Origin of the sequence: [Clostridium] aerotolerans DSM 5434, assembly GCF_000687555.1 — a bacterium.
GTDB classification, from domain to species: Bacteria; Bacillota; Clostridia; order Lachnospirales; family Lachnospiraceae; genus Lacrimispora; species Lacrimispora aerotolerans.
Window position 1 is genome coordinate 349342 of the sequence record NZ_JHWJ01000001.1, and the last position, 19717, is coordinate 369058.

Below are 19717 nucleotides of genomic sequence, written 5' to 3' on the forward strand. Positions count from 1 at the left end.
GGGACATCATGGCGAAAGTAATGGAATCAGCAAGGGTCGCCAGTCAGGAAAAGCTGGCTGATGGCGTATACAGCATGTGGATTGAAACAGAGAAGATAGCAAGAGAAGCAGTACCAGGCCAGTTTATTTCTTTGTATACAAAGGATAATTCCAAACTTCTGCCCCGTCCCATCAGTATATGTGAGATTGACAGGGAAAAGGGTCTGATCCGTATCGTATACCGGGTATTAGGCAGTGGTACAGAGGAATTCTCCTATTATAAAGAAGGGGATTATGCAGAGATCCTTGGCCCCCTTGGCAATGGTTTCCCTCTGGAAGCCGGAGCAGCAGGTAAGCGGGCATTCATCATTGGCGGAGGAATTGGAATTCCTCCTATGCTGGAGCTGTCTAAGCATCTTGACTGTGAAAAACAGATCATTCTTGGTTACCGGGATACCATGTTCTTAGAAGATGAATTCACTCCCTATGGTACCACCTTTGTAGCCACAGAAGATGGCAGTCAGGGAACAAAAGGGAATGTACTGGACGCAGTGAGAGAACATGGCCTGAGCGCAGATGTAATTTTTGCCTGTGGCCCGACCCCCATGTTAAAAGCAATAAAGGCATATGCCGAGGAGAACGGAATTGAGTGCTATCTCTCTTTGGAGGAACGTATGGCATGTGGCATCGGTGCGTGTCTGGCCTGCGTCTGCAAAAGCAGTGAGGTGGATGAGCATTCCATGGTTCATAATAAGCGGGTCTGCAAAGACGGCCCGGTATTCCGGGCAGAGGAGGTAGACTTTTAGATGAATACAAAAGTAAATCTGGCTGGGATTGAACTGAAAAATCCTGTTATGACAGCCTCCGGAACCTTTGGCTCAGGAGAAGAGTACAGTGAGATGTTCGATTTAGGCTATCTTGGTGCTGTGGTCACAAAAGGCGTTGCAAATGTGGCCTGGCCGGGTAACCCTACGCCAAGAATTGCGGAAACATACGGCGGTATGCTCAATGCCATTGGACTTCAAAATCCTGGTATGGAGGTTTTTGCTCAAAGAGACATTCCGTTTTTAAAGAAGTATGATACAAAGATAATCGTCAATGTCTGCGGAAAGACAACAGAAGATTACCTTGCAGTAGTGGAGCGGCTTTCAGAGGAGCCAGTGGATATGCTGGAGATCAATATCTCCTGCCCCAATGTGAAAGAGGGCGGAATCGCCTTCGGACAGGATCCAAAAGCAGTGGAAGCCATTACCCGTGAAGTGAAAAAGTATGCAAAGCAGCCGGTTATCATGAAATTAAGCCCCAATGTGACTGATATTGGAGTCATGGCAAAAGCGGCAGAAGCAGGCGGCGCTGATGTTATTTCCCTTATTAACACACTGACTGGAATGAAGATCGATATTAACCGCCGTACCTTTGCGGTTGCGAATAAAACAGGCGGACTTTCCGGTCCCGCGATTAAACCCATTGCAGTCCGTATGGTATACCAGGCAGCCAATGCCGTGAAGATTCCAGTCATCGGTATGGGTGGTATTATGGATGCAGATGATGCCATTGAGTTTATTCTGGCAGGAGCCACAGCTGTATCTGTAGGAACCGTCAATTTCAGAAATCCATATGCAGCCGAAGAGGTGGTAAAAGGCATTGAGGCTTATATGGAGCGATACGGTGTGAAGGATATTAAGGAACTGATCGGTGCTGTAAGGTAGATGGCAGGAATATAAGCAAGAACTTTTTGAATAGAGAGGATAAAAATGGAACAGTATAAACAGGAATTTATAGAATTTATGGTGGACAGCAATGTTCTTAAATTCGGCGACTTTACACTGAAAAGCGGAAGAAAATCGCCATTTTTTATGAATGCAGGTTCTTATGTAACAGGAGCCCAGTTAAAAAAGCTGGGAGAATATTATGCAAAGGCCATACATGAAACCTTTGGCGATGATTTTGACGTATTATTCGGACCTGCCTATAAAGGAATTCCCTTAAGTGTTGCTACGACCATTGCCTTTCATGAACTCTATGGCAAGGAAATTAAATATTGTTCCAACCGGAAAGAAGAAAAGGATCATGGCGATACAGGAATTCTTCTTGGAAGTCCCATAAAGGATGGGGACCGTGTGGTAATTATTGAAGATGTGACCACCTCTGGAAAATCGATTGAAGAGACATTTCCTATTATTAAGGCACAGGGAGATGTAGAAATATTAGGACTTATGGTTTCCTTAAACCGTATGGAAAAAGGAAAGGGTGATAAAAGCGCCCTTGATGAAATCCAGGAGAAGTATGGTTTTAAGGCGTCAGCCATCGTTTCTATGGCAGAGGTCATCGAACATTTATACAATAGAGAATATGACGGTAAAATCATCATTGATGATGCTCTGAAAGCTGCGATTGATACTTATTATGAAATCTATGGAGTGAGATAAGGAGAGCCTGATATGGAAAGAGTTTACAAGACTATGAGAAATGTTGGAGCGTTAAGCCTTGGAGTTGGAATTGTTATCACGGTAATTGGCGTTGCTGCCGGAGTTATTTCCATCATCAATGGAGCTTTTCTGCTGAAAAGAAAATCTGAAATCACATTTTAATGTTATTATGTTAAGAGGAAGCTGTAGGAAACAATGGTTTTCCGGCAGCCTTTCTCTTTTTATAAAGATGGAGCTGTTATGATTAAAAATGCGACAAAGCGGCAGAAGATGGGATGGGTGATCTTTTTAGTATACGTAATCTTTTTGGTCTACTTTCTGTTTTTCTCTGATTATTTTGGAAGAGGAAGTCATATCCGGGAAAATTACGCCTACAACCTGGTTCCATTCAAGGAGATACGGCGTTTTATTGTTTACCGTAAAGTGGTTGGACTGGAGTCTTTTCTTCTTAATATCGTAGGAAATATAGCAGGATTTATGCCGTTTGGTTTTTTCCTTCCTGTCATTAGCCGCAGGAGCCGCCGTTTTTTTAATACGGTACTATTAAGCTTTCTTTTCAGCTTAAGTATTGAGACCATTCAGCTCGTGTTTAAAGTTGGCAGCTTTGATGTAGACGACATGATTTTAAACACGGCCGGAGGTATCCTTGGCTATATTCTGTATAAGATTGTGCAGCGCATAAGAGTAAGGAGGAAAAGGCGTGAAAAAGCAGAAAAAAGTATCCTACATTAGAAAGCCTTTTGCAAAAAAGAGCTTTTTGTCCCTGGGACTTTCTGTGGGAGCGCTGGTATTGGGAATCATTGGAATCACAAGCTCTGTAATGGCGGCAGGGCAGGCGCAGCTTAATGTTGCGGCTGTCTGCTTTTGCAGTTTGCTGATCTCTTTTTTTTCCATTGGTTACGGCGTCCTTTCCTTTTTTGAAAAGGAAAAGAAATATATACTGGCCCAGATTGGCATAGCAGTCAGTGCTGTCCTTGTCATTCTCTGGGTGGTACTCATTATAATAGGAATAAGGGGGTAGCAATATGGATTATCGCAAGATGTTTCAGCAGGACAATGAAACTGTTATGGAACGTTTTGAACTGTCAATGGACAGGATTAAGGAAATTGTTTTAGAAGATACGGTGAAGGAACCATATCTGGATTATTTTAAAAAGACAGCTTCCTTCATTCAGATGATAGGAGAATACTATCAGTTTTTGGAAGAAGGAAAGCAAAAGGCCGCTTCCATTGAGGAGTTAAAGACCTGGAATCATAAGCTGTATGAGGATATCTTCCCTGGCAATTATGAACGCAGCTATGCAGACCCAGCCTATGCGGCAGTCAAGCTGGGAGAAGAATATGGAAAGCTCCTTTCCTTTTTGTATAAGGAAATAAGGGGAGACATTATTTTTGTTCACGAATACAGGCTTACAGATATCACTATTTTAAATGAAGCATTTATAGAAATCTATAATATGTTTGAGGAAGAGGCTCCGGAGGTTACTGCCATTAAGGAAGTGCTCTACTGGTTTGTCAGTGATTATACCGACCATACGGTTTCATACCGGGTCAGAGAAAGTCTTGATCCCTCCTTATCCTATGCTGCGGATATTATTAAGGAGAATGATCTTAATGACCTTCGTTACCTCTATTACTTTGGAGATTATATTTCCGATTCAGAGCTTAAGATAGCTGCTTTCTTAAATTCTCTTCCAGAGGAAAAAGTCCGCCTCATGGCAGACACCTACACCGAAGGTTACCGCAAGGGATTTGAGGTCATGGGCAGGGATTTATCAAAGAAAAAATCGGTACAGATCCGTTACGAGCTTGGATTTGAACGTATGATTAAATACGCCATGGAAAATTTTGAAAAGATGGGCCTTAAAATTATTCTCTGCCGTGCAGCCGTTTGGTCTGTGAATGTAAACGTGGGGCGCAGAGGCGGATTTTTTGGAACTTCTGCTAACCGGCAGTATGATTATGATCACCGCTATGACAATGCCATCTATTTAAATAAAGCATTTAAGGACCGCAGAGCCGCTGTGATGAAGGTGGCTTATGAAACTTATAAGGACCTTGCGTCTGAGTTCGCAGGACCTGCTGTTATGGAGACCTTTGGAAAAGAAGGCTTTAAGCCGGTGAATAAAGCCGAGGCAAATATTCTGGATGCGAAGCAGGAAAAACTGGCGGCAGAGATGGCCAACGAATCATCAAGAATCGTAAACCAGTTTGTCCGTGGAGATGAAATCAGCTTTACCATTATCGCGTTCCCGGTTCCTGAAATCGGAGAACGGTTTGAAGAAATCTTTGAAGAGACCATTGCCATCAATACTCTGGATTATGAAAAGTATAAAGACCTTCAGCAGATCATCATCGATGCCCTTGACGAAGCGGAATATGTGGAAGTGACCGGAAGCGGGGATAACAAGACTAACTTACGGGTGGCTCTTCATGCTCTTAATAACAGGGAAAAGGAAACCAATTTTGAGAACTGTGTGGCGGATGTGAATATCCCTCTGGGAGAAGTGTTCACCTCTCCAGTGCTTGCCGGTACAGAAGGTACGCTGTTTGTAAGTACGGTATACATTGGTGATTTTCAGTTTAAAGACCTTATGATGACCTTTGAAAACGGTATGATTAAGGATTATTCCTGCAGCAATTTTGAAGATCCAAGCCAGGGAAAGGCCCTCATTAAGCAAGTGATTTTAAAGAATCATGAGACCCTTCCTATGGGAGAGTTTGCCATTGGAACTAATACCACAGCCTATAAGATGGCAAGAAAGTTTGGTATTCTGGATAAGCTTCCTATATTAATCGTAGAGAAGATGGGACCTCATTTTGCAGTGGGAGATACGTGTTACAGCTGGTCAGAGGACAGTCCTGTGTATAATCCCAATGGAAAAGAAGTGATTGCCAGGGATAACGAAGTGTCAGAGCTTAGAAAGCTGGATTTAACAAAGGCATATTATAGCTGCCATACGGATATTACCATTCCTTATGCAGAGCTGGATACCATTGAAACCGTAGCGAAAGATGGCAAAAGAGTTGCGATTATTAAGGACGGTAAGTTTGTTTTAGACGGAATTGAGGAGTTGAATCTTCCGTTATTAGAGGTTTCTCAGTCATAAAAAAAACAAACTGAACAAAAAAATACAATTATTGCCAGAAAACTTGTAAAAATACTTAAGAATTCCGCTAAGATGCCGATAATGGCATAGAAGATACAGAGAAAGATGATGTCTCATGGAGGGAACTAGATGAAAAATTTAAAGATTGGTAAAAGAATTACAATTGCGTTTGGAATTGTTTTTGCTTTGTTTTTGATTGTTTCTTGTACTTCTTTGTATGGCTTGATAACGAATAACAGTAAGTTTGTAAAGTTTTATAATAATGGTCATGAGATTACTCTGCTGGCAGCTGATATGAGACGTGATTTACAGTCTTCCGCCAAGAACGTAAGCTATGCGACCATGAGTCTTGATATTAATACAACGAATAAGTACATTGAGACCGCAGAAAGTGATTTTAAAAAGCTTGACGAAGGAATTCAGTATTTAAGGGAGAACTTCAAAGGGGATCAGGCTCTTGTTGATGATATTGCCAATACCTTAAAAGAGGCAGAGCCATTTAAGGAAGAGGTGTATAACCAGTCAAAGGAGAATAAAAACCGTCAGGCTTCCAATCTTTTTTTCGATAAGCTGGAGCCGCTGTTTACCAAGATGCAGGATGATCTTGTGAAGATCAGCGATACCGTTCAGGCCAGCGCGGATCAGGACTATAAACAGTCCCAGTCCCTTATGATGGTGTCTGAAATCATCATTGTTCTCTTTCAGATCTTAGCAGTGGTAGCAACCATAGTACTTGCAACTACCATTACCAGAAGCATTGTAAAGCCGGTGCGTGAGATTGAAAAGGCAGCCGGAGAGATGTCAAAGGGAAGTCTGCATGTGGATTTAAATTACGAGTCAAAGGATGAGCTTGGAAATCTTGCAGACAGCATGAGAAAGACCATATCAAATATAGGTAATATTATTGATGATATTACTTATCTGTTAGGTGCCATGGCCTCCGGAGATTTCCAGGTGGGATCCAAGTGCAGAGAGCAGTATGTCTATGATTATGAGCCGATTATGGAAGCGCTTCGCAATATCCGTAATAATTTAAGCGATGCTCTTTTCCGCATCAATGAATCGGCTGATCAGGTGGCCAGCGGTTCGGAGCAGGTCTCCTCTGGTGCACAGGCTCTGTCTCAGGGAGCAACAGAGCAGGCGTCTTCCATTCAGGAGCTTGCGGCTACGATTAACGATATCTCAAATCAGATTAACAGCAATGCTCAGAATGCCAAAGAAGCCCGTATGGAAGCTGAGAAAGCAGAGCAGAATGTAATGGTCAGCAATGAGAAGATGGTAGAGATGAATCAGGCCATGATGCAGATCAGCGATAAGTCCAATGAAATCGGTAAGATTATTAAGACCATTGAAGATATTGCATTCCAGACCAATATTCTGGCCCTTAACGCTGCTGTAGAGGCAGCCAGGGCAGGAGAGGCAGGGAAAGGCTTTGCAGTGGTTGCAGATGAAGTCCGTAACCTTGCCAGCAAGTCTGGGGAAGCAGCAAAGAATACCACATTACTCATAGAAGAGAGCATGCATGCGGTAGAAAACGGCACCAGAATTTCCACAGAGACAGCAAAATCCATGCAGCAGGTGGTAGAAGGAACAAAACGCATCAACACAATTATTGAAAATGTTGCAGGAGCTTCCGATATGCAGGCCATTGCTGTCAATCAGGTCACCCAGGGAATCGACCAGATTTCCAGCGTGGTTCAGACAAATTCAGCAACGGCAGAGCAGAGTGCGGCAGCCAGCGAAGAGCTGTCAGGTCAGGCCCAGATCATGAAGGGACTGGTACAGCAGTTCAAGCTCTATGATGGAAGTGAAAATATTACTGCCAAAGAAGAGCCTCTGCCTCAGATTACACACTATGAGGAAGAAGCTGAGCTTCCACAGATAAAAATTGATCCGGTATATTTTGAAGATACGTCATCTTATGGCGGCAGTAAATATTAATATTACATAGTGAGGCGCATGGCGGAAGGATTCACTTCCTGTCATGCGCCATTGTTTTTGCCATTTTGGATATACTTAAAAATGTGAAGAAAACCATTGACGAAGAAGAGAAAAACTAGTATTATAATTAATAAGTAGTGATTGATTAGTGGGCACAATATATTAATTAAACTAATTAATAATATAACCGTTAATAATGAATTATCATATATTACAAAGCGAAAAGGAGAATTTACTATGGCAAAGGTTTCAATTGTTATGGGAAGCGATTCTGATATGCCTATTATGGCTCAGGCGGCAGAGATTTTAGAGAAGCTTGGTGTGGAGTTCGAGATGACTGTAATTTCAGCTCACAGAGAGCCTGATATATTTTTTGAATATGCAAAGACAGCAGAAGCAAGAGGAGTAAAGGTAATCATTGCTGGTGCCGGTAAAGCAGCTCATCTTCCAGGTATGTGTGCAGCTCTCTTTCCAATGCCAGTCATCGGAATCCCCATGAAAACTTCTGATCTTGGCGGAGTGGATTCTCTTTATTCCATCGTTCAGATGCCATCTGGCATACCGGTAGCTACCGTTGCCATTAATGGAGGAACCAATGCAGGTATTCTGGCTGCAAAGATTCTGGCTGCCAGCGATGAAGAGCTCTTAAAGAGGTTAAAGGACTATTCTGAGAATTTAAAGAACGATGTGGTGAAGAAGGCCGAAAAACTGGACCAGATCGGTTATAAGGAATATGTATCCCAGATGAAAAAGTAAAATATCAGAAGCGGAGGAAAAAGGTATGGATTATAAGAATGCTGGAGTTGACATAGAAGCCGGATACCGGTCAGTGGAATTAATGAAAAAGCATGTAAAGGAGACCATGAGACCAGAGGTTCTTGGAGGCCTTGGAGGATTCTCAGGCGCATTTTCCATGTCAGCATTTAAAAATATGGAAAAGCCCACCCTGGTTTCTGGTACCGATGGGGTTGGCACTAAGCTTAAGCTGGCTTTTCTTATGGACAAGCATGATACGGTCGGCATTGACTGTGTGGCCATGTGCGTTAACGACATTGCCTGCGCGGGCGGTGAGCCCTTATTTTTCCTTGATTACATTGCCTGTGGAAAGAATTTCCCGGAGAAGATCGCTGAGATAGTAGGCGGAGTTGCAGAAGGCTGTAAGCAGGCTGGCGCAGCCTTGATCGGTGGAGAGACTGCCGAGATGCCGGGCTTTTATCCGGAAGATGAATATGACCTTGCCGGATTTGCGGTTGGTGTTGTGGATGAAAAGGACTTGATTACAGGAGCTTCCTTAAAGGCTGGAGACGTACTGATCGGAATCGCCTCCTCCGGTGTTCACAGCAATGGTTTTTCTCTGGTCCGCAAAGTATTTGATGTCTCCAAAGAAAGCCTTGGCACTTATTATGAGGAACTTGGAAAGACACTTGGGGAAGCATTGATTGTTCCTACAAAGATTTATGTAAAAGCGCTTAAGAGTGTAAAGGAAAGCGGTGTGGTAATCAAGGCTTGCAGCCATATTACCGGCGGCGGCTTCTATGAAAATATTCCCAGGATGCTTCCAGATGGTATCACTGCCATCGTGGAAAAGAACAGTTATGAAGTGCCGGCGATTTTTAAGCTTATGGCAAAGAAGGGTGAGATTACAGAAGAGATGATGTATAACACCTACAACATGGGAATTGGCATGATTCTGGCAGTGGATGAAAAAGATGTGGACGCAGCTATGGAAGCCATTGGTAAGGCAGGAGAGACTGCTTATGTAATCGGACGCACGGCTGAGGGCGAAAAAGGTGTGACTCTATGCTAAGGATCGGCGTACTCGTTTCCGGGGGTGGCACCAATCTTCAGGCAGTGTTAGATGCCATAGATCAAGGAACCATTACAAACGCAGAGGTGAATGTAGTCATAAGCAACAATAAGAATGCTTATGCACTGAAACGGGCCGAGGAATGTGGAATCGATGCGGTCTGTATTTCTCCCAAAGACTATGAAAGCAGAGAAGAGTTTTATCACGCTCTGCTTGAAAAAACCGATGAATACCGGCTTGATCTTATTGTTCTTGCCGGTTTCCTTGTTGCCATACCAGATATCATGATCAAAAAATACCGTAATCGGATTATTAACGTACATCCCTCTCTCATACCAGCATTCTGCGGTGTGGGATACTATGGGCTGAAGGTCCATGAGGCTGCCCTGGAGCGGGGCGTGAAGATAACAGGAGCAACCGTACATTATGTAGATGAGGGAACGGATACCGGACCAATTATTCTTCAAAAAGCAGTAGAGGTGCATAAAGGAGATACTCCGAAGGAACTCCAACAAAGAGTGATGGAAGAGGCAGAATGGGTCATTTTGCCGAAGGCCATTCATATGATTGCAAATGGACAGGAGGAGATAGGATGAAAGTTCTGATCATAGGAGGCGGCGGAAGAGAGCATGCCATTGCCTGGAAAGTAGCTCAAAGCCCAAAGGTTGAAACGATTTATTGCGCGCCTGGAAATGCTGGGATTGCAGAATTTGCAGAGTGTGTGGATATTTCTGTTCTTGATTTTGACAGACAGGTGGCTTTCGCCAGGGAGCATGACATTGACTTGACCATTGTAGGCCCTGACGATCCATTGGTAGCTGGCGCAGCAGATGCATTTGCAAAAGCAGATCTTCGTGTTTTTGGACCGAATCAAAGCGCTGCCCGTTTGGAGGGTTCTAAATCCTTCTCTAAGGATCTGATGAAAAAATACGGGATTCCCACAGCTGGATATGAGACCTTTGATTCCCCGGAGGAGGCTTTAAGCTACTTGGAAACCGCCAGGATGCCCATTGTACTGAAGGCAGACGGACTGGCACTTGGAAAAGGAGTTCTCATCTGCAATACGAGGGAAGAGGCCAAAGAGGGAGTAAAAGCTCTTATGCTGGATAAGCAGTTTGGTTCTTCTGGTGACCGGATCGTGGCCGAGGAATTTATGACCGGACGTGAAGTCTCGGTTCTTTCTTTTGTAGATGGAAAAACCATTAAGATCATGACCTCAGCCCAGGATCATAAAAGGGCAAAAGATGGGGATCAGGGACTTAACACAGGAGGAATGGGTACTTTTTCTCCAAGTCCATTCTATACCGAGGAAATAGATGCCTACTGCCAAAAACATATTTATGAGCCAACGGTTGGGGCATTAAGATCTGAAGGGATCGAGTTTAAAGGCATCATATTCTTTGGGCTCATGCTGACAGAAGACGGACCTAAGGTCCTTGAATACAATGCCAGATTCGGTGACCCTGAGACTCAGGTAGTGCTTCCCCGTATGAAGAATGATATTGTGGAAGTATTTGAAGCCTGTATTGACGGTACCCTTGATCAGATTGATCTGCAGTTTGAAGAGAATGCAGCGGTCTGTGTGGTTCTGGCATCCAAGGGCTACCCGGAGCACTACGAGAAGGGCTTCCCCATAAAAGGGTTGTCAAATTTTAGGGAAAAAGATGGTTATTATGCCTTCCATGCCGGCAGCAGCTTCAATGAGAAGGGAGAACCTGTCACAAACGGGGGCAGGGTTCTTGGTATCACCGCACTTGGTTCGGACCTAAAGGAAGCAAGAAAGCATGCCTATGAAGCTGCCCAGTGGGTTTCTTTTGAAAATAAATACATGAGAAATGATATTGGAAAAGCAATTGATGATGTCTGAATGATATTTAAAATATCTTAATAAATATTAATAAAAATGGCCTGGTTTGTTAAAAAATCGTTGACATGATGTCCATTTCATGATATGTTATTTCTAATGCGTGATGTATATGGAGTATATAAAAGGTGTATATCAGACGATGGACAAATTCTGGGAAATCTACATTTTTTATCAATAGTCGAATGCTGTAATTCTATAAGTATCAGCTGATTCAAAATCGCATAATCGTCGGTGATACAGGCATTTTTCGTAATTGTATCAGATTGACGGAGCCTTTACAAACGGTTTTTTATATACAGGATTTTACTTATTTTAACGAACGAAGACATTTGAAAATAGTAACGGATATCATGGATGTTGTAATCACAAGTACCCACTCTGATATAAAACCAAAACAGGTGAATGGTTATTCTTATAACTGTGAATAGATATTAAGAAACACCTAATACAGTTAAATAGTACCGGAAGACATCACAAAGTAGGGATTGTTCTAAGTTGTAGGTAAGCCGATATCCAAGTTTTGGATATCGGCTTTTTATAATTTTAGCCGTAAAGGAGGCTGATCAATGGTTCATAATAAGTAAGACATAAGTTTAAGAACATGGATTCTAAGAAAGACAGGAAGGATTTCAGGAAAAATTATTAACTATATGTTTCCGCTTTAAAAGGGGATTAGTAATACTTGGGAAAATTGGGTACTTAACTACTATGCTTTGATCGGAGGAACCTTCGGTTTAAGTGTAAGATGTGCATAGATATGCGCAGGATTGGAGGAAAAAATGCTTGAATGTTTACGTAAATTGAATTTGCCGGAGTATGTACAGGATATATTGAACCATTCCAAAGGGGTTATTGTTCCAAAGACGAGGGAAGAGCTTTTAGATCTTGCTATGGGAAATGGAACAAATAACGAGTATAAAATCGAATATGATGTTAAAGGCAAAGGCAGGGTACTGGAAGCAACTGCAACCCGCTGTACCAATGGTATCGTAGTTAATTATGTCGAAGATTACATGAGAAGACGTGATCCGAACTGTATGTACATTGCAGATAACAAACCTACCGATAAACCAAGATATGAGGAGGTTTTTCATAGCGATTTTGATTCCTTAAGAACAGAAACCTTTGATTGGCTGAAAGAACAGGAACTGATTTTTTTCCCGTTTAAATCAGGCGGAGTAGAATACGGTTATGATTCTGTACTTATCTCACCGTTAAATGCAGGCTTTTTTGCGGCTGGATTAGCAGACCTTCAGGGATTTGAAAATATTGATGACATCACTGATTTTGATTTAAAAGCAATTGTTTATCTGGCACCTCCGTTCCGTCATACGCATTTTAATGGAAGACAGGCAGTCATTCATAACCGTCTTGATGGTATGCATGAAGTTTATTCCTATAACCTCTATCCAGGTCCAAGCGCAAAAAAAGGTATTTACAGCGTGTTGCTAGACATCGGAGAATCTGAGGGCTGGGTAACCGCACATGCCTCAACGGTTAAGGTAATCACTCCTTATGACAATGAGATCGTTATCATGCACGAAGGTGCTTCTGGCGGCGGAAAGAGTGAGATGATTGAGGACATTCATAGAGAGATGGATGGCAGGACCATATTTGGAGTTAACACAGTAACAGGAGAGAAAAGTTATCTGGTTCTGAGTGAGACCTGCGAATTGATTCCGGTAACGGATGATATGGCATTATGCCCAGCGTCTATCCAAAATGAGAGCAAGAAGCTGGTTGTAACTGATGCAGAATCTTCCTGGTTCATTCGTCTTGACAATATTAAGAGCTATGGATCTTCTCCTCAGTATGAAAAATTGCTGATTCAGACAAAAGAACCTCTTGTTTACTTGAATATGAAGGCAATTCCTGGTGCAACTACCCTTCCATGGGAGCACACACTGGATTCTAATGGTAAGCCATGTCCAAACCCAAGAGTTATTCTGCCAAGAAAGATGATTGAAAAAGCATATCAAGGATCCGTAGAAGTAGATGTAAGAAGCTTTGGTGTTCGTACACCTGCATGTACCAAGGAAAATCCGTCTTATGGTATTATGGGCATTTTCCAGGTTCTGCCACCTGCACTAGCATGGCTGTGGCGTTTGGTTGCTCCTCGTGGTTACAACAACCCAAGTATCATTGACTCTTTGGAGATGACAAGTGAAGGTGTTGGATCTTACTGGCCCTTTGCTACTGGCAAAAAGGTAACACAGGCAAATCTTCTTTTAGATCAGATCGTGAACTCAAGCAATACCCGCTATGTATTGATTCCGAATCAGCATATTGGTGCTTATGAAGTGAGCTTTATGCCACAGTGGGTATCCAGGGAATACATTGCAAGACGAGGCAGTGCAAAGTTTAAACCAGAGCATTTGGTTGAGTGCCGTTGTCCTCTTTTAGGTTTTGGATTAGAATCCTTAAAGATTGACGGACAGTATATCAGTAGAGCATTCTTAAGACCAGAAACTCAGCAGGAAGTTGGACTGGAAGGCTACGATGCTGGTGCGAAGATACTGACAGATTTCTTTAAACAAGAGCTTATGCAGTTTAATACAGACGAATTAAATCCTCTTGGAAAACAAATCATTGAAATGTTCTATAACGGAGCTACCGTAGAAGATTACATGAATGTGATTCCAATGAGATATTAATAGAGTGGGATGCAAAGAACCTTCCTTATATAGGGAAGGTTCTTTGCTATTTCTCTCTCAAATTGCAATTGCAGTGATAAATTTTTAAATCTGACAAAAAAATATCCGATTATTTTGATGATTTTTATAGATTCTGTGTTCAATAAATTGTGAAATATAAAAATGAGGAAAAGAATTTTCACATATTATCATTGACATTGCCCTTATGGTCAAAGGTTATAATAAAACCATAGATATACTTTTTAGAAAAAATGAGGTGGTTGTAATGGAAAGAGAAAACGGAGAGCAGATCCGCATCGTACAGGAAACCGTAGCCGGAAGAGAAATCACGCTGGCACATATCATTGGAGGACCATTACCAATTGTATACCGTAAACTGGGCCTTAATCCGGAGATTGATTACCGTTCCTCTGCAATTGGAATTATGAACATGACGCCCCCGGAATCCGCAGTTATAGCCTCTGATATTGCAGTAAAGAGCGGAGATATTTATCTTGGCTTTGCAGACAGATTCAGCGGAACTCTCATCATCACAGGGGAAATCGCAGATGTAATGGCTGCAATTACGGAAATTGTGGATTATTTTCACAATTCCTTAGGATACGTGACCTGTCCGATTACAAAGCGGTGATGCTATGAAGAAATTATTTTTGTGCGGCAGGAGTGAAGCCGGTAAGACCTCCCTCACTCAGGCATTAAAAGGAGAGCCGGTGGTCTATCATAAGACTCAGTACGTCAATCATTGGGATATTACCATAGATACACCAGGCGAATACGTGGAAAATAAAAATCTGGCCCTCCAGGGCCTTTGTTGTTTTACCTATGAATCGGACGTCATAGGTCTTCTTTGCAGTGCCAATGAACCCTTTAACCTATTTCCTCCCGGTGTCTCTAATGCCTGCAACCGGCCGGTCATCGGCATTATTACAAAAATCGACTGCAAGGATGCCAAGGTTCCCATGGTCAGGCAGTGGCTGGAGGAAGCTGGTTGTGAGAAGATATTTCCGGTGAGCAGCATAACGGGGGAGGGAATGGATGAACTCCTTTCCTTCTTAAAGGAAGAAAAAGAAGCACTGACCTGGGAAGAAATTATGGAGGCCCAGGAAAAAGGCCTTCGGGAGTGGAATTTATAAGCAGTAAAACAACAAGGATGAAAGTGTGATAAGATGTCAGATAAGATAGAAACTGAATTGGACGTACTAAGTGTCTTTGCCCGGGGGAATGAATCAGCAAGTACCGGACGGAGGCGCGTGGTTAATATGACTGTGGCAGGACGGGAGATTTCTCTGGCCCATGTAATTGGTGTTTCCGAGGCGTCGGTATATAAGAATCTGGGACTTGACATCGGAACCAATGCTGATGTTGATTTTACTGGTATGTCCATTGGAACCATTAATATAACGCCTCCGGAATCCGCTGTGATCGGGGCAGATATCGGAGTGAAAAGTGCAGATGTTACTATTGGCTTTCTGGATCGGTTCAGTGGAACTTTAATACTTACCGGCCCCAGGATTGAAGTAAGAACTGCTGTGGAAGAAATTGTAACTTACTTTAAAGAAGAACTTAAATATAAGACCTGCCCGGTAACGGAGCGATAAAAAAGCAGCATTGTCAAAAAAGGCAATGCTGCTTTTTTATCGTATCATTCCTCGTCACACAGATGAAGGCCGTCACTTATAATCAGGCTTTTCAGCTCTTTCAGATAATTTTCCGCAAAGATACTTAAATGAACTCTGGGATTTTCAATCCAGCCAATCCTCATATATTCAGTGGTCTTTAATGGAATGGCTATGATGTTATCTCCGTTTAAATTGCTGTTTAAGATTCCGCTGCAAATGGTATAGCCATTTAAGCCAATGAGCAGATTAAAGAGGGTGGCACGGTCGCTGACATAGATGATTTTTTTGCGGGGAACCGTACTAAGTATTTCTTCAGAAAAATAAAATGAGTTCTTTTCTCCCTGTTCAAAAGCCAGAAATGGGAATGGATCCAAATCATTCATTGTAACAAAATCCCTGGAAGAGAGAGGATGAGAAGAGCTTATAAATACATGAGGGGATGCGTCGAATAAAGGATGAAACAAGAGTCCGCTTTCTTTAAACAGCTTTCTTAAAACCTTTTCATTAAAATCGTTTAAATATAAGATTCCAAGCTCGCTTCTAAAATTCTTCACATCTTCAATGATTTCATATGTCCTGGCTTCCCGAAGGGTGAATTCGTATTCCTCGTGATCCTGTCTGGACACCAGATTTACAAACGCATTTACGGCAAAGGCATAATGCTGCGTGGAAATAGAACAGATTCGTTTCAAGGGTTTTTTGTGTAAGTAATGCTGCTCCATTAAATCCGTCTGTTCCAGTACCTGTCTGGCATAGGAAAGGAATTCCGTTCCATCGGAGGATAAAGAAATGCCTTTGGAGGTTCTGTTAAAGATCGAGATGCCATACTCCTGTTCCAGATCCTTTACAGCATTTGAAAGGCTGGGCTGAGTGATATACAGTTGTTTGGCTGCTTCTGATATGGAACCGCAGTTGACAATGGTTATGATGTAACGAAGCTGTTGTAAGGTCATGGGGGCTCCTTTCTCTGGTGTTTTTTGTAGTTTACCACAAATCGCTATAGTTTAAAACTATATCAGGCCATAATTTAATAGAATTTTACAGATTCTCCAACATAAGATATTATTTAGGAAAGAGAAGAAAACATGGAGGATTAAAATATGAGTCAGATAAAAAATAGAGCCCCTTTTAAATTTGATATTGTTGGAAGCTTCTTAAGACCGGAGTATTTAAAGGAAGCAAGAGAAGGTTTTAAAAATGGAACTGTCACTGCAGAGGAATTAAGAGCGACGGAAGACAAAGCCATTAAGGAACTGATTGAAAAGCAGAAGGAAGTCGGACTTCCCGTAATTACAGATGGAGAATTCCGAAGGAGCTGGTGGCATCTTGATTTTATGTGGGGGCTAAAGGGAGTAGAAAAGCTGGAGCTTTCCCGTGGTTATGCATTTCAAGGTGAGGTGACGAGAGGAGAGTCTGCAGGTCTTTCTGGAAAAATTTCCGGAGAAAATCACCCCTTTGTGGAGCATTTCAAGTTTGTAAAACTGTTTGAAGATGAAAATGTAACAGCCAGACAGACCATACCTGCTCCGGCTCAGTTTTTGGCAGAGCTTGAAAGGGGAGACAATCTGGAAAGAACCAAAGCCATTTATGAGGATGAGGAAAGTCTGTTACAAGATATTGCAGCAGCTTACCGGACTGTACTTGCTGATCTCTATGAGGCAGGCTGCAGAAATGTACAGTTTGATGACTGCACCTGGGGAATGTTCTGTGACACAAAATACTGGGAAGCCAGACAGAGCGGAAAAAAATCTGTGGAAGAGGAAGCTAAAAAGTATGTCAGAATCAATAATCTTGCCATAGAGGGACAGCCGGAAGATCTGGTTATCAACACCCATGTGTGCAGAGGAAATTATCACTCTACCTGGGCATCTTCCGGAGGATATGCTCCCATTGCACCCCACCTATTTGGAGAGGAGCATGTATCTGCATATTATCTGGAATATGACGATGACCGTTCCGGTGACTTTGAGCCCTTAAAGTATGTAGATGGTGACAAACAGGTAGTTCTTGGCCTCATTACTTCAAAATCTCCAAAGCTGGAGGAAAAACAAGAGATCATTGCAAAGATCAGAAAGGCCTCCAAATACGTTCCTCTTGAGCGTCTTGCCTTAAGTCCTCAGTGTGGCTTTGCTTCTACCGAGGAGGGGAATATTTTAACAGAAGAAGATCAGTGGAATAAGCTAAGACTGGTAAAAGAGATTTCAGAAGAAATCTGGTAAATAAAAAAGTAAGAAAGTGCTGTAGGAGAGCCATGCTCCTTAAGCACTTTTTCTTTTGGGTAGCTGGTATACCAGTGCTTGACAGCCGTCCCTATTTCGCTTATGCTAAAATAGATGAAAAAAAGGGGGCTGACAATGAGGCTAACAGAACGAAACGTAAAAGAAACAGGGCGGGAGTACGCTCTTCGTATGTTAAAGGAGAATATCATTAACCTGGATCTGGCACCAGGCAGCATGTTAAGTGAGAACGAATTATCTGCTGAGATGAGTTTATCCAGGACTCCGGTTCGGGAAGCCTTGATTGAGCTTTCCCGGGTGAAAATCGTTGAGGTGTATCCGCAAAAGGGCAGTGCGGTTGCTTTTATAGATTATGAGCTGGTAGAAGAAGCTAGGTTTATGAGGGATGTGCTGGAGGGGGCTGTGGTTGAGCTGGCCTGCCGTATGGCGACGGAGCAGGATATCGCCGCTCTTACCGAGAACGTAAGGCTTCAGGAATTTTATATGGAAAACCGTTTTCCCCAGAAGCTTTTGGAGCTGGATAATGAATTTCACCAGATTTTGTTTCATATCACCAGCAAGGATCAGGTCTACCATCTCATGGACAGCATCACCATACACTTTGACCGGGTGCGCAGTATGTCCCTGTCAGCGGTTAAGGATTTGAAGACAATCTCTGACCACTGGGAAATCGTAGAGGCTATCACTGCGAAAAATGGGGAAGAGGCAAAACGATTAATGGAAAAGCATCTGTCCAGATATAAATTTGATGAAGAAGCATTACGAAACGAGTATCCTGGATATTTTAAGTGATTTTCCCCATACTAAAAATGAATGCGGTAATAAAAGGAACATTCCTTCTATTACCGTTTTTTGTACCCATTCCAATTTGTGCAGGTTATATAGAAATTATTTTAAAATTTATTTAAAATAGAGGTTGAAATACTAGTATACAAGTTATATACTTAAGGCAAGTTACAAAATCTATGTAAGAAAAGGAGGATATAGACCATGAAAATGATCATGCGTTGGTTCCCTTTTGGGGATGACAGCGTTACTCTGGCCCAGATCCGTCAGACCCCAGGTGTTTCGGGTGTTGCCACCTGCCTTCCAAAGATACCGGTAGGAGAGGTCTGGCCGCTTCCGATACTCGAGTCCCTCAGAGATGAAATTCATGAGGCTGGTCTTGAGATGGAGGTAATTGAAAGCGTAAACATCCATGAAGATATTAAAAAGGGCCTGCCCACCAGGGATAAGTACATCGAAGCCTATCAAAAAACTCTGGAGCATCTAAGAGATGTAGGGGTGAAATGCCTTTGCTATAACTTCATGCCGGTCATGGACTGGGCAAGAAGTGATTTATCCTATGTGACGGAAGATGGAAGCAGTGTCATGGCCTACCGCCATGAAGAAGTGCTTCAGATGAATCCGGAAAAGATGGCAAAAGCCATGAAAGGAAAAGCAAGGGGCTATTCTCTGCCGGGCTGGGAGCCGGAACGTCTTCATGCCATGGCTCAGGACATTGAATTCTATCAGAGCATGACAAGAGAGCAGTATTGGGATAATATGAAGTATTTTCTGGATGCCGTCATTCCTTATGCGGAGAAATACGATATCAAGATGGCCATTCATCCCGACGATCCGCCCTGGCCGCTGTACGGACTTCCAAAAGTCATAACAAATGCAGAGAACATCCGCACCTTCCTTTCTTTAAATGAAAGCCCATATAATGGACTGACCTTATGTACAGGAAGCTTAGGAAGCGATCTAAGCAATGATCTGCCGGCAATGATGAGAGAATTCGGAGGAATGAAACGGATTCATTTTGCCCATCTTCGCAATGTAAAGCATATATCCGAAAAGGATTTTGACGAAGCTGCCCACCTTTCTTCCTGCGGCGATCTGGATATGTATGAGATTGTAAACGCTCTTTATGAATCCGGATTTGAAGGATATATCCGGCCCGATCATGGACGAATGATTTGGGGAGAGCAGGCCCGTCCAGGCTATGGCCTTTATGACCGGGCTATCGGAGCAAATTACCTGCTGGGATTATGGGAAGCGATTGACAAATCTCATAAAAACAAAAGATAGG

Annotated in this window: 20 protein-coding genes; 19 read left to right on the forward strand and 1 reads right to left on the reverse strand. The window is 42.6% G+C overall.

The annotated features are described in order from the left end of the window. The first annotated feature begins 8 nt into the window (after window positions 1-8). From T546_RS0101665 to T546_RS0101740, 16 genes are all read left to right on the forward strand, one after another. The gene (locus tag T546_RS0101665) at window positions 9-785 is read left to right on the forward strand and encodes a dihydroorotate dehydrogenase electron transfer subunit (RefSeq protein WP_026890125.1); all 777 of its coding nucleotides are present in this window, start codon (window positions 9-11) and stop codon (window positions 783-785) included. Beyond that, on the forward strand, window positions 786-1688 hold the full coding sequence (locus tag T546_RS0101670; RefSeq protein ID WP_026890126.1) for a dihydroorotate dehydrogenase: 903 nt from the start codon (window positions 786-788) through the stop codon (window positions 1686-1688). 45 nt (window positions 1689-1733) lie between these two features. Then, complete coding sequence (gene pyrE, locus T546_RS0101675; protein WP_024835544.1) at window positions 1734-2408, forward strand: orotate phosphoribosyltransferase; 675 nt, start codon at window positions 1734-1736, stop codon at window positions 2406-2408. Window positions 2409-2420: 12 nt separating this feature from the next. Continuing rightward, window positions 2421-2570 carry a hypothetical protein gene (locus T546_RS25490; protein WP_026890127.1) on the forward strand — a complete coding sequence of 50 codons (150 nt, stop codon included), beginning with the start codon at window positions 2421-2423 and terminating at the stop codon, window positions 2568-2570. Window positions 2571-2648: 78 nt separating this feature from the next. Beyond that, on the forward strand, window positions 2649-3140 hold the full coding sequence (locus T546_RS0101685) for a VanZ family protein (protein ID WP_024835546.1): 492 nt from the start codon (window positions 2649-2651) through the stop codon (window positions 3138-3140). Further along, window positions 3109-3429, forward strand: a complete 321-nt coding sequence (locus T546_RS0101690; RefSeq protein WP_024835547.1) for a hypothetical protein — start codon at window positions 3109-3111, stop codon at window positions 3427-3429. Before T546_RS0101685 ends, T546_RS0101690 begins: the two co-directional genes overlap by 32 nt. A 4-nt stretch (window positions 3430-3433) precedes the next feature. After that, the gene (locus T546_RS0101695; RefSeq protein WP_026890128.1) at window positions 3434-5518 is read left to right on the forward strand and encodes an aminopeptidase; all 2085 of its coding nucleotides are present in this window, start codon (window positions 3434-3436) and stop codon (window positions 5516-5518) included. Window positions 5519-5647: 129 nt separating this feature from the next. Next, on the forward strand, window positions 5648-7459 hold the full coding sequence (locus T546_RS22600) for a methyl-accepting chemotaxis protein (RefSeq protein ID WP_051629529.1): 1812 nt from the start codon (window positions 5648-5650) through the stop codon (window positions 7457-7459). A gap of 237 nt (window positions 7460-7696) precedes the next feature. After that, a complete protein-coding gene (purE, locus tag T546_RS0101705; RefSeq protein WP_026890129.1) occupies window positions 7697-8215 on the forward strand; it encodes a 5-(carboxyamino)imidazole ribonucleotide mutase in 519 nt (172 codons plus the stop codon). A gap of 25 nt (window positions 8216-8240) precedes the next feature. After that, window positions 8241-9266, forward strand: a complete 1026-nt coding sequence (gene purM, locus T546_RS0101710) for a phosphoribosylformylglycinamidine cyclo-ligase (RefSeq protein WP_026890130.1) — start codon at window positions 8241-8243, stop codon at window positions 9264-9266. Then, entirely contained in the window at window positions 9260-9862 is a 603-nt protein-coding gene (purN, locus tag T546_RS0101715) for a phosphoribosylglycinamide formyltransferase (RefSeq protein WP_026890131.1), read from the forward strand. Before purM ends, purN begins: the two co-directional genes overlap by 7 nt. Then, window positions 9859-11133, forward strand: coding sequence for a phosphoribosylamine--glycine ligase (purD, locus tag T546_RS0101720; RefSeq protein WP_026890132.1), 1275 nt, complete (start codon window positions 9859-9861; stop codon window positions 11131-11133). The genes purN and purD overlap by 4 nt, the downstream gene beginning before the upstream one ends. Window positions 11134-11912: 779 nt before the next feature. Next, the gene (locus T546_RS0101725) at window positions 11913-13787 is read left to right on the forward strand and encodes a DUF4914 family protein (RefSeq protein ID WP_026890133.1); all 1875 of its coding nucleotides are present in this window, start codon (window positions 11913-11915) and stop codon (window positions 13785-13787) included. Window positions 13788-14052: 265 nt separating this feature from the next. After that, complete coding sequence (locus T546_RS0101730; RefSeq protein ID WP_026890134.1) at window positions 14053-14418, forward strand: BMC domain-containing protein; 366 nt, start codon at window positions 14053-14055, stop codon at window positions 14416-14418. A 4-nt stretch (window positions 14419-14422) separates the two neighbouring features. Beyond that, window positions 14423-14920 carry a EutP/PduV family microcompartment system protein gene (locus T546_RS0101735; RefSeq protein ID WP_026890135.1) on the forward strand — a complete coding sequence of 166 codons (498 nt, stop codon included), beginning with the start codon at window positions 14423-14425 and terminating at the stop codon, window positions 14918-14920. Between the two features lie 33 nt (window positions 14921-14953). Next, window positions 14954-15385 carry a BMC domain-containing protein gene (locus T546_RS0101740; protein ID WP_026890136.1) on the forward strand — a complete coding sequence of 144 codons (432 nt, stop codon included), beginning with the start codon at window positions 14954-14956 and terminating at the stop codon, window positions 15383-15385. Window positions 15386-15429: 44 nt separating this feature from the next. Here T546_RS0101740 and T546_RS0101745 read toward each other — a convergent pair whose 3' ends face one another. Then, window positions 15430-16359, reverse strand: coding sequence for a LysR family transcriptional regulator (locus tag T546_RS0101745; RefSeq protein ID WP_026890137.1), 930 nt, complete (start codon window positions 16357-16359; stop codon window positions 15430-15432). A gap of 147 nt (window positions 16360-16506) precedes the next feature. On the opposite strand from T546_RS0101745, the gene T546_RS0101750 reads away from it, so the two are divergent. The 3 genes from T546_RS0101750 to uxuA all read left to right on the forward strand — a co-directional run bounded on the left by T546_RS0101750 (window position 16507) and on the right by uxuA (window position 19716). Then, window positions 16507-17625 carry a 5-methyltetrahydropteroyltriglutamate--homocysteine S-methyltransferase gene (locus T546_RS0101750; protein ID WP_026890138.1) on the forward strand — a complete coding sequence of 373 codons (1119 nt, stop codon included), beginning with the start codon at window positions 16507-16509 and terminating at the stop codon, window positions 17623-17625. Between the two features lie 135 nt (window positions 17626-17760). Further along, a complete protein-coding gene (locus tag T546_RS0101755) occupies window positions 17761-18435 on the forward strand; it encodes a GntR family transcriptional regulator (RefSeq protein WP_026890139.1) in 675 nt (224 codons plus the stop codon). A gap of 198 nt (window positions 18436-18633) precedes the next feature. Further along, entirely contained in the window at window positions 18634-19716 is a 1083-nt protein-coding gene (gene uxuA, locus T546_RS0101760) for a mannonate dehydratase (RefSeq protein ID WP_026890140.1), read from the forward strand. Window position 19717 lies beyond the last annotated feature (1 nt).